Source organism: Nonomuraea roseoviolacea subsp. carminata (genome assembly GCF_024172185.1).
Taxonomy (GTDB): domain Bacteria; phylum Actinomycetota; class Actinomycetes; order Streptosporangiales; family Streptosporangiaceae; genus Nonomuraea; species Nonomuraea roseoviolacea.
Genome location: NZ_JAMZEC010000001.1, coordinates 6,922,723 through 6,935,045, shown reverse-complemented (window position 1 = coordinate 6,935,045; position 12,323 = coordinate 6,922,723). Strand labels below are relative to the sequence as shown.

At 72.1% G+C, this 12,323-nt stretch carries 12 protein-coding genes; 6 read left to right on the top strand and 6 right to left on the bottom strand.

Annotation, left to right across the window (positions count from 1 at the left end; genetic code table 11):
* Window positions 1–75: 75 nt before the first annotated feature.
* On the bottom strand, window positions 76–531 hold the full coding sequence (locus HD595_RS32010) for a GNAT family N-acetyltransferase (protein WP_253775527.1): 456 nt from the start codon (window positions 529–531) through the stop codon (window positions 76–78).
* A 63-nt stretch (window positions 532–594) separates the two neighbouring features.
* Between HD595_RS32010 and HD595_RS32005 the strand changes: the two genes are divergently transcribed.
* A complete protein-coding gene (locus HD595_RS32005) occupies window positions 595–1,125 on the top strand; it encodes a DUF402 domain-containing protein (RefSeq protein ID WP_253775525.1) in 531 nt (176 codons plus the stop codon).
* 58 nt (window positions 1,126–1,183) lie between these two features.
* Here the strand turns inward: HD595_RS32005 and HD595_RS32000 are convergent, their stop codons facing one another.
* From HD595_RS32000 to HD595_RS31985, 4 genes are read right to left on the bottom strand one after another with little or no spacing between them, the layout of a single operon-like run.
* The gene (locus HD595_RS32000) at window positions 1,184–2,320 is read right to left on the bottom strand and encodes an acyl-CoA dehydrogenase family protein (RefSeq protein WP_253775523.1); all 1,137 of its coding nucleotides are present in this window, start codon (window positions 2,318–2,320) and stop codon (window positions 1,184–1,186) included.
* 6 nt (window positions 2,321–2,326) lie between these two features.
* Entirely contained in the window at window positions 2,327–3,238 is a 912-nt protein-coding gene (locus HD595_RS31995; protein ID WP_253775521.1) for a hydroxymethylglutaryl-CoA lyase, read from the bottom strand.
* Entirely contained in the window at window positions 3,238–5,298 is a 2,061-nt protein-coding gene (locus tag HD595_RS31990; protein WP_253775519.1) for an acetyl/propionyl/methylcrotonyl-CoA carboxylase subunit alpha, read from the bottom strand. The genes HD595_RS31995 and HD595_RS31990 overlap by 1 nt, the downstream gene beginning before the upstream one ends.
* 8 nt (window positions 5,299–5,306) lie before the next feature.
* Window positions 5,307–6,875 carry a carboxyl transferase domain-containing protein gene (locus HD595_RS31985; RefSeq protein WP_253775517.1) on the bottom strand — a complete coding sequence of 523 codons (1,569 nt, stop codon included), beginning with the start codon at window positions 6,873–6,875 and terminating at the stop codon, window positions 5,307–5,309.
* A 64-nt stretch (window positions 6,876–6,939) separates the two neighbouring features.
* Here HD595_RS31985 and HD595_RS31980 point away from each other — a divergent pair, with 64 nt between their 5' ends.
* The 5 genes from HD595_RS31980 (at window position 6,940) to HD595_RS31955 (ending at window position 10,742) form a co-directional block, all read left to right on the top strand.
* On the top strand, window positions 6,940–7,548 hold the full coding sequence (locus tag HD595_RS31980) for an SACE_7040 family transcriptional regulator (RefSeq protein ID WP_253775515.1): 609 nt from the start codon (window positions 6,940–6,942) through the stop codon (window positions 7,546–7,548).
* A 95-nt stretch (window positions 7,549–7,643) separates the two neighbouring features.
* Window positions 7,644–8,267: a PadR family transcriptional regulator gene (locus HD595_RS46230; protein WP_301309660.1), complete on the top strand. Its 624-nt coding sequence runs from the start codon at window positions 7,644–7,646 to the stop codon at window positions 8,265–8,267.
* Window positions 8,268–9,245, top strand: coding sequence for an ATP-binding cassette domain-containing protein (locus HD595_RS31965; RefSeq protein ID WP_253775513.1), 978 nt, complete (start codon window positions 8,268–8,270; stop codon window positions 9,243–9,245).
* Between the two features lie 20 nt (window positions 9,246–9,265).
* Window positions 9,266–10,120: an ABC transporter permease gene (locus tag HD595_RS31960; protein ID WP_253775512.1), complete on the top strand. Its 855-nt coding sequence runs from the start codon at window positions 9,266–9,268 to the stop codon at window positions 10,118–10,120.
* Between the two features lie 109 nt (window positions 10,121–10,229).
* Window positions 10,230–10,742, top strand: a complete 513-nt coding sequence (locus HD595_RS31955; protein WP_253775510.1) for a hypothetical protein — start codon at window positions 10,230–10,232, stop codon at window positions 10,740–10,742.
* Window positions 10,743–10,797: 55 nt separating this feature from the next.
* Here the strand turns inward: HD595_RS31955 and HD595_RS31950 are convergent, their stop codons facing one another.
* Window positions 10,798–12,150 carry a hypothetical protein gene (locus HD595_RS31950; protein ID WP_253775508.1) on the bottom strand — a complete coding sequence of 451 codons (1,353 nt, stop codon included), beginning with the start codon at window positions 12,148–12,150 and terminating at the stop codon, window positions 10,798–10,800.
* Window positions 12,151–12,323: the final 173 nt, after the last annotated feature.

The window sequence follows — 12,323 nt, the reverse complement described above, 5'->3', positions numbered from 1 at the left end:
CGGCAGCCGTGCCCGCCTGCGCGGGCAACGCGGCCGGCCGCCGCGGAGGTCCTGGCGAAGCGTCCCGCGCGAGCCCTAGCGGAGCATCTTGCGGAAGAACGCGGCCGACTCCTCGTAGCCGAGCGCGTGGTAGAACTCCGGCGCCCGCCGGGTGGCCATCGACAGGTACCGGGCGCCGCGGGCGCGGGCCCACCGCTCGCACTCCTCCAGCAGCGCCCGCCCGATGCCCTGCCGCCTCGACCCGCGGCGCACCATGGCCTCCTCCACCCAGGCGACCGGCCCGTTGGCGAACAGCGTCAGGTGCGCGAACCCCAGCAGGTAGCCGTGGACCCGCCCGCACATCACGGCGGTGATCAGCAGCGCGTCCCGGTCGCGCAGCAGCCGCGGCAGAGCCTCGTCGAACGCGGCCCGCTCGGGCCGGAACGACAGCGCGAACTCCCGGGCCAGCCCGAACAGCTCCTCCGCGTCGGATTCCGTGGCCCGTCTGACGACCAGCTCCCCTGCCGTCCCCACGGTGTCGATCGGCGTCATGATCCGACCGTACGTCACCCCCTGCCCTGGGCGGGGCGCCGGCCTTGGGTTAGCGTTCCGGGCGTGAGCGAGATCATGGTCGTGTACCGCAAGTACGGGGGCGCGCTGCACTGGCACCACCGGGGGACGCTGCTCGGCGAGGACGAGCACGGCGTGTGGGTCGCGGCGCCTCCCGGCACCGTCGCCCGCAAGGGCGACAGCCCGCCGGTGACCTGGGACACCGCGATCGTCATGCTGTTCCCGCGCGACGGGTGGTGGACGGCGAGCTTCCACGCGCGCCCGCACCGGACCGACGTGTACGTGGACGTCACGACGGTGCCCGAGTGGCGCGAGGGCGGCGGCCACGTCGCGGAGCTCGCCGAGGTCACCATGGTGGATCTCGACCTCGACGTCATCCGGATGCGCGACGGGCGGCTGTTCCTGGACGACGAGGACGAGTTCGCCGAGCACCAGGTGCTGCTGGGCTACCCGGCGGAGGTGGTCGCCCGGGCGGAGGAGACGGCCGCCATGCTGATGACGGCCGTGGGCTCCCGTCAGGGCCCGTTCGGCGGCGCCCACGAGCCGTGGCTCGCCCTCGCCGACCGCCCGAGCTGACGGCCCGAGCTGACGGCCGCGGGTCGAAGGCCGCCGAGGCCGAGCCGGCGGGCGCGGGTCAGAGGTCGCCGAGGCCGAGCTGGCGGGCGATGAGCATGCGCTGCACCTCGCTCGTGCCCTCGCCGATCTCCAGGATCTTGGCGTCGCGGTAGAAGCGGCCCACGGGGTACTCGTTCATGAACCCGTACCCGCCGAAGATCTGCGTGGCGTCGCGGGCGTTGTCCATGGCCGCGTTCGAGGAGACCAGCTTGGCGATGGCCGCCTCCTTCTTGAACGCCTGCCCCGCCAGCATCCGCTCGGCCGCGTGGTAGTAGGCCAGGCGGGCGGTGTGGGCCCGGGCCTCCATGTCGGCGATCTTGAACTGGATGGCCTGGTAGTGGCCGATCGGGTGGCCGAAGGCGCGGCGGTCGCGGACGTAGCGCACGCACTCGTCCACGCAGCCCTGCGCGAGGCCCACCCCGAGGGCGGCGATGGCGACGCGGCCCTCGTCGAGGGTCCGCAGGAACTGGGCGTAGCCGCGCCCGCGCTCGCCGAGCAGGTTGGCCGCGGGCACCCGGCAGTCGCTGAAGGCCAGCTCCCGGGTGTCGGAGGCGTTCCAGCCGACCTTGGAGTACTTCTTGGACACGGTGAAGCCCGGGGTGCCGCTCGGCACGAGGATCGTGGAGATCTCCCGGTCGCCGGTGAGCGCGGCGACGGCGACCACGCCGGTGATGTCGGTGCCGGAGTTCGTGATGAACGCCTTCGTCCCGTTGATCACCCATTCGTCGCCGTCGAGCACCGCCGTGGTGCGCATGCCGCCCGGCACGTCGGAGCCGCCGCCCGGCTCGGTCAGCCCGAACGCGCCGAGCACCTCGCCCGTCGCGAGCCTGGGCAGCCACTCCTCGCGCTGCTCGGGCGTGCCGAACCGGTAGATCGGCATGGCGCCCAGCGACACCGCCGCCTCCAGCGTGATGGCCACGCTGGAGTCGACGCGGGCCAGCTCCTCCAGGGTCAGGCAGAGGGCGAAGTAGTCGCCGCCCATGCCGCCGTACTCCTCGGGGAGCGGCAACCCGAACAGGCCCATCGCGCCCATCTGCCGCACGATGCCGTACGGGAACTCCTCCCGCTCGTAGTGGTCGCCGATCACCGGGGCGACGACGTCGCGGGCGAACGCCTCGACGGTCTTGCGCAGCTCTTCGTACTCGCCGGTCAACATGGGTGGTCAGCCTTTCGAGAGGGCCTGGACGACGCGGGACGGGCTGGGGCGGCCGAGCAGCCGGGCCAGCCAGGTGCTGGTCTCCACGAGCTTGCCGAGATCGAGGCCGGTCTCGACGCCGAGGCCGTCGAGCATCCAGACGAGGTCCTCGGTCGCGAGGTTGCCGGTGGCCGACTCGGCGTACGGGCAGCCGCCGATGCCGCCCGTGGACGCGTCGACGGTGGTCACGCCGGCCTGGAGCGCGGCGAGCGTGTTGCCGAGCGCCTGGCCGTACGTGTCGTGGAAGTGGACGGCGAGCCGGTCGGGCGAGCCGAACGCCTCGATGAGCGCGGTGACGTGGCCGGGCGTGGCCACGCCGATCGTGTCGCCGAGCGACAGCTCGTGGCAGCCGAGCCCGAGCAGCCGCTCGCCCACCTCGACGACCTGCGGGATCGGCGTCGGCCCCTCCCACGGGTCGGCGAAGCACATGGAGACGTACGCGCGGACCCGCACCCCGGCGGCCAGGGCGCGGGCGACGACCGGCTCGAACATGTCGAACTGGGTCTCCAGGCTGCGGTTGAGGTTCTTGGCGGCGAACGTCTCGGTGGCGCTGGCGAAGACGGCGATCTCGTCCACCTCCAGGGCCAGCGCCCGGTCCAGGCCGCGCTCGTTCGGCACGAGCACCGGGTAGCGGACGCCCGGCCGGCGCTCGACCCGGGCCAGCAGTTCCTCGGCGTCGGCGAGCTGCGGCACCCACTTCGGGTGGACGAAGCTGGTCGTCTCGATCACCTTGTGGCCGGCCCCGGCCAGGCGCGCGACGAACTCCGCCTTCGCCTCGACGGGGACGACCGCGGCCTCGTTCTGCAGCCCGTCGCGCGGGCCGACCTCGTAGACCGTGACCTGGTGGGGCAGGCCCTCCAGCCCGTACGGCCGGCGCATCACGACTCCTCCTCGGGCGTGACGACGGCGAGGACGGCGTCCATGTCGACCGGACGGCCGGCCTGGGCCGGCAACTCGGTGACGCGGCCGGCGAGCGGGGCGGTGACGGTGTGCTCCATCTTCATGGCCTCCACGATGAGCAGCGGCTCCCCCTCGGCGACCAGGTCGCCCGCCTGGACCTTGACCACGAGCACGGTGCCGGGCATGGGGCTGCGGACGACGCCGTCGCCCGTGCCCGCCGCGCCGGGGCGGTCGCCGGGGTCGCCGATGAGGTGGCGGGTGAACGCCCAGGCGGAGCCGTCGCGGCCGAGCCAGAGCGTGTCGCCGTCGCGGGCGCAGGCGTAGTGGCCGGTGCGCCCGCCGAGGGTGACGGAAAGGCGGGAGCCGTCGCGCCGGATCCGCGCGGGCGTGCCCTGATCTGCGCCGTCGCCGGACCGGCCGTCAGGGCCGTCACCGGGATGGACGGCGGGACCGCCGCCGGGGTGGGCCGCGGGACCGCCGCCGGGGTGGGCGCCAGGGCCGTCTCCGGGTACGCGTACCTCGGCCGCCTCGTACGGCAGGCCGCGCGCCTGGACGGCGTGCACCCCGCCGCGCGACTCCAGCCGCCACGTCGTCCACGCCCGCGCGCCGACCCGCCAGCCGTCGGTGACCTCCCACGGGTCGGCGCCCTGGGGCAGCGCGTGGAAGGCCAGCGCGGCGGCCGCCAGCGCCTTGGCGGGCGGCTCGCCGGCGAGCGGCAGGTCGGGCAGGACCCGCTCGACCAGCCCGGTGTCCATCGCGCCGGAGCGGACCGCCGGATGGGTGACGAGGGCGCGCAGGAACGGGACGTTCGTGGTGAGGCCGAGCACGGCGGTGCGGGCCAGCGCCTGGTCCAGCCGCAGCAGCGCCGCGTCCCTGGACGGCGCCCAGGCGATCACCTTGGCCAGCATGGGGTCGAACTCGCTGCCCACGACCATGCCCTCGGACAGGCCGGAGTCGACCCGGACGCCCTCGCCCGCGGGCTCGCTCAGGGCGAGGACGCGCCCGCCCGTCGGCAGGAAGCCGCGCGCGGGGTCCTCGGCGTAGACGCGGGCCTCCACGGCGTGGCCGCGCAGCCGTACGTCCTGCTGGCCGAAGGGCAGGGGCTCGCCCGCCGCCACCCGGAGCTGGAGCTCGACCAGGTCGAGGCCGGTGACCAGCTCGGTGACGGGGTGCTCCACCTGGAGACGGGTGTTCATCTCCATGAAGTGGTGCTCGCCGGTCGTGCCGTCCACGATGAACTCGACCGTGCCGGCCCCCGTGTAGCCGACCGAGCGGGCCGCCTCGACGGCCGCCGCGCCCATGCGGGCGCGCAGGCTCTCGTCCACGAACGGCGACGGCGCCTCCTCGACGATCTTCTGGTGGCGGCGCTGGAGGCTGCACTCGCGCTCGCCAAGGTGGACGACGCCGCCGTGGGCGTCGGCCAGCACCTGGATCTCGATGTGGCGGGGGTTGGCCACGTAGCGCTCGATGAGCAGCGTGTCGTCGCCGAACGCGGCACGGGCCGTACGGCGGGCCGACTCGATGGCCTCGGGCAGCTCGGCGGCCGAGTGGACCAGCACCATGCCCTTGCCGCCGCCGCCCGCGGAGGGCTTGATCAGGGCCGGGAAGTCGGCCCAGCCGGCCAGCGACTCGGCGGGCTCGGCGGCGCCCGGGACGACGGGCACGCCGGCGGCCGACACGGTGGCCTTGGCGCGGATCTTGTCGCCCATGGCGTCGATGGCCTCGGGCGGCGGGCCGACGAAGACCAGCCCGGCCTCGGCGCAGCGGCGGGCGAAGGCGGCGTTCTCGGCGAGGAACCCGTAGCCGGGATGGACGGCCTGGGCGCCGGACGCCTGGGCCGCCGCGACAATCGCCTCCATATCCAGATATTTCGGGATCTGGAGGGCTTGGTCGGCGTCCATGACGTGCCGCGCACCCGCGTCCGAGGCGGTGTGCACGGCCACGGACGCGATGCCGAGCCGGCGCAGCGTCCGGATCACCCGGACGGCGATCTCGCCGCGGTTGGCGACGAGGACGGTGTCGAACAGCGAAGGACTCATGCGCGCGGTCACATCCGGAAGACGCCGTAGCGGACGGGTTCGAGCGGGGCGTTGGCCGCCGCGGACAGGGCCAGGCCGAGGACGGTGCGGGTGTCGACCGGGTCGATCACGCCGTCGTCCCACAGCCGGGCCGTCGAGTAGTACGGATTGCCCTGGTGCTCGTACTGGGCACGGATGGCGTCGGCGTCGGCGGAGCCGACCGTGGTCAGGACGTTGGCCGCCTGCTCGCCGCCCATGACCGAGATGCGGGCGTTCGGCCACATCCACAGGAAGCGCGGCGAGTACGCCCGCCCGGCCATCGCGTAGTTGCCCGCGCCGAACGAGCCGCCGATGACGACGGTGAACTTCGGCACCCGGGCACAGGAGACGGCCGTGACCATCTTGGCGCCGTGCTTGGCGATGCCGCCCGCCTCGTACGCCTTGCCGACCATGAAGCCGCTGATGTTCTGCAGGAACACCAGCGGGATGCCGCGCTGGTCGCACAGCTCGATGAAGTGGGCGCCCTTGAGCGCCGACTCGCTGAACAGGATGCCGTTGTTGGCGACGATGCCGACCGGGTGGCCGTGAACGTGCGCGAAGCCGGTGACGAGCGTCGGGCCGTACTCGGCCTTGAACTCCAGGAAGCGCGACCCGTCCACGACGCGCGCGATGATCTCGCGGACGTCGTACGGCTGCCGGGTGTCGCCGGGCACGATGCCGTACAGCTCGCGCGGGTCGTGGCGCGGCTCTTCGGGCGCGGTCACCGGCCAGGGCCTGGGCGCGCGGGGCGCGAGCGTGGAGACGATGTCGCGGACGATGGCCAGCGCGTGGGCGTCGTCGGCGGCCAGGTGGTCGGTGACGCCGCTGACCCGGGCGTGCAGGTCGCCGCCGCCCAGCTCCTCGGCGCTGACCTCCTCGCCCGTGGCGGCCTTCACCAGGGGCGGGCCGCCGAGGAAGATGGTGCCCTGGTCGCGGACGATGACGGCCTCGTCGCTCATGGCGGGCACGTACGCGCCGCCCGCCGTGCAGGAGCCGAGGACCGCGGCGATCTGCGGGATGCCCTGCGCGGACATCGTGGCCTGGTTGTAGAAGATGCGGCCGAAGTGCTCCCGGTCGGGGAAGACCTCGTCCTGCTTGGGCAGGAAGGCGCCGCCGGAGTCGACGAGGTAGACGCAGGGCAGGCGGTTGTGCAGCGCCACCTCCTGCGCGCGCAGGTGCTTCTTGACGGTGATCGGATAGTACGTGCCGCCCTTGACGGTGGCGTCGTTGGCCACGACCACGCACTCGCGCCCGGAGACCCGGCCGACGCCGGTGATGATGCCGGCCGCGGGCGCCTGGTCGTCGTAGAGGCCGTTGGCGGCCAGCGGCGACAGCTCCAGGAAGCGCGAGCCGGGGTCGAGCAGGCCGTCCACCCGGTCGCGTGGCAGCAGCTTGCCGCGCTCGACGTGGCGGCGGCGCGCCCGCTCGGGGCCGCCCTGGGCCGCGGCCGCGAGCCGTTCGAGCAGCTCCGCGGCGAGCCGCTCGTTGTGCTCGGCGTTGCGCTTGAAGTCCTCGCCGCCGGGGTCGGCCGACGACCTCAGCACGGGCCAGTCGCTCATGACTCCCCTCTCGTCCTGTTCGAGATGTTAGTCATCGTTAACGTAACCGTCTAGCATGTGAGACGTGACGACCGCCCGTACCCCTACCCGCAATCGCGGCAACCGGCGCGCCGAGATCCTCGACGCCGCGGCCCGGCTGTTCGCCGCCCGAGGCTTCCACGGGGTGTCGATCGAGGACATCGGCGCGGCGGTCGGCGTCTCCGGCCCCGCGCTCTACCGGCACTTCGCGGGCAAGGAGGCGCTGCTGGCCGAGATGCTGCTCGACGTCAGCTCGCGGCTGCGCGAGTCGGCCGCGGCCGTCGTCACCTCCACCGCGACACCGGCCGCCTCCTCGGCCGAGACGCTGGACGCGCTGCTCGACGTGCAGATCACCTTCGCGCTGGAGCAGCCGGCGCTGATCACCGTGCACGACCGGGAGCTGGGCAACGTGCCCGAGCCGCACCGGCGCCGGATCCGCCGGCTACAGCGCCTGTACGTCGAGGAGTGGGTGACCGTGCTGGCCGAGCTGCACCCGGGCTGCCCGGCGGCCCGCCTGCGCGCCGCCACCCACGCGGTCTTCGGGCTGCTGAACTCGACCCCGCACAGCGCGGGCGAGCTTCCGGCGCGCGACATGCGGCCGCTGCTGCGCGCGATGGCGCGGGCCGCCGTAGACGCCGCTGTTAACGCCCGCTAACACCGCCGCTTTTTGTCGCACTCACCCCGGATGGGGCATTGTTCTGCCAACTATCTAGATATATCGTCACAGTATCTCGATAGTTGGAGAGGATCATGATGACGTTCGACCCCCATGACTGGCGCGACCACCCGCCGTTCCCGCCCGTCCCCCCGGGCCCCCACCACGGCCATCACCCTGGCCCCCACCCCGGACCTCCGGGTCCGCCGCCGCCACCGCCGCCACCGCCGCATCTGCATCTGCCCGACATCCCGCCGGGCTGGGAGGGCGAGGCGCCCCGCGTCCGGCGCGGCGACGTGCGCGCGGCGCTGCTCAGCCTGCTCGCCGAGGAGCCGAAGAACGGCTACCAGATGATCCAGGACATCGAGTCGCGCAGCCGCGGGATCTGGCGGCCCAGCCCCGGCTCGGTCTATCCCGCGCTCCAGCAACTGGAGGACGAGGGCCTGATCATCGGCGAGGAGGGCGGCGGCCGGCGCGCGTACCGGCTGACCGAGCGGGGCCGTGAGCACGCCGAGCGCCACCTGCGCGACTCGGCGCCCTGGGACGAGGTCGCCCGCACGATCCCCGAGGACCGCCACGAGCTGCGGCTGCTGTGGGGCCAGCTCGGCGAGGCGTTCGTCCATCTGACGCACACGGCCAACGACCGGCAGGTCGCCGAGGCCAAGAACCTGCTCAGGCAGACGCGCAAGTCCATGTTCCAGATCCTGGCGGAGGGCTGAATGAGCACCGCACCGGCCGTGGCCGTCCACGGCTTACGCAAGAACTACGGCAAGGTCGAGGCCGTCAAGGGCGTCGACCTGGAGGTGGCGCCCGGCGAGGTGTTCGGCTTCCTCGGGCCGAACGGCGCCGGCAAGACCACCACGATCAGCATGCTGTGCACCCTGGTGAACCCCACCGGCGGCAGCGCCCTCGTCGCCGGGCACGACGTGGTCCGCGAGCGCGACGAGGTCCGCCGCAACATCGGGCTCGTCTTCCAGGACCCCACCCTCGACGGCTACCTCAGCGCCGAGCAGAACCTCCGCTTCCACGCCGAGCTGTACGGGGTGCCGAAGAACGTCGTCGGCGACCGGATCCGGCAGGTCATGGAGATGGTGGCGCTCTGGGACCGCAAGGACGCCAAGGTCATGACGTTCTCCGGCGGCATGAAGCGGCGCCTGGAGATCGCCCGCGGCCTGCTCCACTCGCCCCGGGTGCTGTTCCTCGACGAGCCCACCGTCGGCCTCGACCCGCAGACGCGCTCGGCCATCTGGGGCTACATCAACGAGCTGCGCCGTCTTGAGGACATCACCATCTTCATGACCACGCACTACATGGACGAGGCCGAGTACTGCGACCGCATCGCGATCATCGACCACGGCGAGGTGGTGGTCATCGACTCCCCCGAGGCGCTCAAGGCCAGCGTCGGCAAGGACCGCGTGCAGATCCACACCGGCGACGACGCCAGGGCCATCGCGGCCCTGCGCGAGCGGTTCGGCGTGGAGGCGGCCGTGCACGAGGGGGCGGTGACGTTCGCCGTGGCCTCCGGCGAGGAGTTCGTGCCGCGGCTGTTCGCCGAGCTCGGCATGCCCATCACGTCGGTCAGCGTGTCGCGGCCGTCGCTGGACGACGTGTTCATGTCCTACACCGGCTCCACCATCCGCGACGCCGAGTCGGGCGCCGACGCGATGTCGTGGATGCGCACGATGGCCAGGCGATGACGATGGCGAGGCGATGAACGATGGCGACCGAGGCGATCGGCGTCCGGATCCCGGCCCGCGGCGCGGGCCACGACCTCCGGGCGGTCAAGGTGGTGCTGCACCGGGAGATGCTGCGCTTCGTCAACGACCGCACCCGCATGGCGTCCATGCTGCTGCAGCCCGTGCTGTGGCTGTTCGTCATGGGCACGGGGCTCGGGTCGCTGGTGCGCGGCTCCATCCCGGGCGTCGACTTCCGCACGTTCATGTACCCGGGCATGATCTCGATGACGGTCATCATGACCGGCATGTTCTCGGCCGGCTCGATCGTGTGGGACCGCGAGTTCGGCTTCCTGCGCGAGATGCTCGTCGCGCCGGTCTCGCGCGGCGCGATCGTGGTGGGCAAGTGCCTGGGCGGCGCCCTCGTGGCCACGGGCCAGGGCGTCGTCATCCTCGCCATGGCGGGGCTCGTGGGGGTGCCCTACGCGCCGTCGCTCATGCTGACGCTGCTGGCGGAGATGTTCCTCGCGGCGTTCACGATCACCGCGTTCGGGGTGACGCTGGCGGCGCGCATGAAGAACATGCAGACGTTCTTCGGGCTCATGCAGATGGCGATCATGCCGATGATGTTCCTGTCGGGGGCGATGTTCCCGCTGGCCAACCTGCCGTCGTGGCTGCACGTGCTGACGGTGGTCAACCCGATGACGTACGCGGTGGACCCGATGCGGCACGCCGTCTTCAGCCACCTGGACGTCCCGGCCCAGGTCGACGCGGTCCTCAACCCGGGGGTGCGGTGGTTCGACCTCCAGGTGCCGGTGGGGCTGGAACTGGGGCTGGTGGCCGCCCTGGGACTGGCGCTGATGACGGCCGCCATCGCGCAGTTCCGGCGCGCGGAGTAGTTCGCGGATTCGCTGTGCGACGAACTGGTGACCGAATGTAGTCTTCTCCGCGTGAGCGTAAGGAGCGGCGTTCACCCCCCAATCCGCTTCTCCCTGAAAGGAACGCCCAATGCTCGACCTGCGGATGGAAGTAGAACACCTGAAGGTCCGCGTCAGCACCCTCGAGGCTCATACGATGAGCGGCATGCCTGACACGCCTGTCGCGGAGCGATTCGGAGCCCTGCACGACCGCATCGACCTGGTCGGACGCAGTGTCCTCACCAAGCTCGACCAGCGGTGCACCAAGCTCGACCAGCGGATCGACACGACTCGCGCCGAGATGAAGCAGGGATTTCAGCACGTCAACGAGCGGCTGGACGTCATCGACCTCCGCTTCGAACAGGTCGACGGCCGGTTCGCGAAGATCGACGATCGCCTTGAAGCGATCGACCAGCGGTTTGAGGCCATCGACCAGCGGTTCGAGGCCATGGACCAGCGGTTCGAGGCCATGGACCAGCGGTTCGAGGCCATCGACAAGCGGTTCGACACCATGGACCAGCGTCTCGGGCGAGTCGAAAGTGACATGACCGACATCAAGGCCATGCTCCTCAGCCTCGGGGCGAAGGCGCCCGAACAGAACTGACACGCGTGAGGCCCGGGGCGGGCGCCCCGGGCCTCACCTCATGCGGCGGTGAGAGCTATCGCCTCACGACGCGCACATAGTCCGCGCGGCTGGTGTCGCCGTACGTGTCGCCGTCCCCGGCGTAGACGAACTTCCACGAGCCCGACTTCCACGCCTTGACCTTGGTCCACAGCTTGCCGCTGTCACCGGACCGCGTGGTCTTGACGTACTGCCAGGAGCGCGCGTGGGCGGGCTTGAAGTACAGCGCGACCTTGCCCGCGTACCCCTCCCAGGTGCCCTCGTCGTCGATCTGCAGCAGGCCCCGCACCTTCAGGTACTTGCCGCGCTTGACCGGCTCCGGGTAGGCGTTGAACGCGACGACGCGCGTGCCGGCCTTCTCCGCCGGCGGCGGCGTGGGCCGGTCGACCCGCACCCAGTCGGCGTCGCTGGAGGAACCGTCGAAGCCGCGGGCGCCGCGGAAGACGGCGCGCCACCAGCCCGACCCGGTGGCCGTGGCCGAGGCCAGGAAGCGGCCGTGGCGGCCGGTCACGTCGCTGGTGACGTACTCCCAGCGGTCCGAGCCCTGGGCCTTGAACAGAACGGAGACCCGCTGGCCCGGGACGCCGTCGCCGTCGGAGCGCAGGGCGCCGGTGAAGCGGAGCGTGTCGCCCTTGTCGACCGGCTCGGGCGCCGCGTCGAAGCCGGCGATGTCGGTGTCGCGGTCGCCGGCCCTGACGTCCACCCGGTCGGTGTCGCTGACGGAGGACGCGGCCTCGGTGGTGCCGCCGAACTCGGCCCGCCACCAGCCGGTGGTCTCGGCCCTGACGCGCGCGCCGAAGGCGCCGCCGGGACCGGTGGCCACCTTGGCGACGTGCCGGTAGGCGTCGGTGCCCTGCTCGCGGAACGTGATGGTCACGCTCTGCCCGGCGTACCCCTTGCCACCGGCGAGCAGCGTGCCGGAGACCTTGATCGTGTCACCGCGGGAGACGCGGTCGGGGTCGGCGTCGAAGTCGACGATCTTGGTGTCGAGCGTCTTGCGGACCTCGAACGTCCCGGTGACGGACTTCTCGCCGGAGCCGCCCGAGCCGTGCGCCACGGCCAGGACGTTCCACGTGCCGGCGTCCTTGGCCTCGAAGGCGCGGCTGCCGGTCCACCTGGTCCACTGGCCGAACGGCTTGGAGGTGAGCGTGATCGGGCTGCCGGCGCTCACGCCGGGCGGCTTGAGCTGGAGCTCGGCCGAGCCGGCGTCCTTGGTGGCGAACGAGAAGGTCGCCGTCACGGCCTTGTCGGAGACGACGATCGGCGGCCCGGGATCGACGTCCACCTTGGTGACGGCGGGTGCCGCGGCGGCCGAGGCGGCCGGGGCCAGCACCAGGCCCCCGGCTCCCATCGCGAGCACGACGGCGGCCGTTTGGATGCGTTGTAACATTCGGGCTCCTTTCAGAGACCCCAGTGGTTCAACGCGGCGTTGAGGGTGCCACGTTTTCTTCTCAGTAGACGCACGGGAACCCGTCAGTGTTCTCAAACCTGACAAACTCGCATAGATCATCGTCAATCGGACCGGTCCAGAACATGTCACCGCCGAAGGCAGACGCGGGCGGC

What these genes read in the sequence shown, in the direction of transcription:
- HD595_RS31950 (WP_253775508.1), bottom strand. Translation starts at nt 12,150, where the DNA reads ATGTTACAACGCATCCAAACGGCCGCCGTCGTGCTCGCGATGGGAGCC.
- HD595_RS31965 (WP_253775513.1), top strand. Translation starts at nt 8,268, where the DNA reads ATGAGCACCGCACCGGCCGTGGCCGTCCACGGCTTACGCAAGAACTAC.
- HD595_RS31960 (WP_253775512.1), top strand. Translation starts at nt 9,266, where the DNA reads ATGGCGACCGAGGCGATCGGCGTCCGGATCCCGGCCCGCGGCGCGGGC.
- HD595_RS31995 (WP_253775521.1), bottom strand. Translation starts at nt 3,238, where the DNA reads ATGCGCCGGCCGTACGGGCTGGAGGGCCTGCCCCACCAGGTCACGGTC.
- HD595_RS31955 (WP_253775510.1), top strand. Translation starts at nt 10,230, where the DNA reads ATGCTCGACCTGCGGATGGAAGTAGAACACCTGAAGGTCCGCGTCAGC.
- HD595_RS31990 (WP_253775519.1), bottom strand. Translation starts at nt 5,298, where the DNA reads ATGAGTCCTTCGCTGTTCGACACCGTCCTCGTCGCCAACCGCGGCGAG.
- HD595_RS32010 (WP_253775527.1), bottom strand. Translation starts at nt 531, where the DNA reads ATGACGCCGATCGACACCGTGGGGACGGCAGGGGAGCTGGTCGTCAGA.
- HD595_RS46230 (WP_301309660.1), top strand. Translation starts at nt 7,644, where the DNA reads ATGATGACGTTCGACCCCCATGACTGGCGCGACCACCCGCCGTTCCCG.
- HD595_RS32000 (WP_253775523.1), bottom strand. Translation starts at nt 2,320, where the DNA reads ATGTTGACCGGCGAGTACGAAGAGCTGCGCAAGACCGTCGAGGCGTTC.
- HD595_RS31985 (WP_253775517.1), bottom strand. Translation starts at nt 6,875, where the DNA reads ATGAGCGACTGGCCCGTGCTGAGGTCGTCGGCCGACCCCGGCGGCGAG.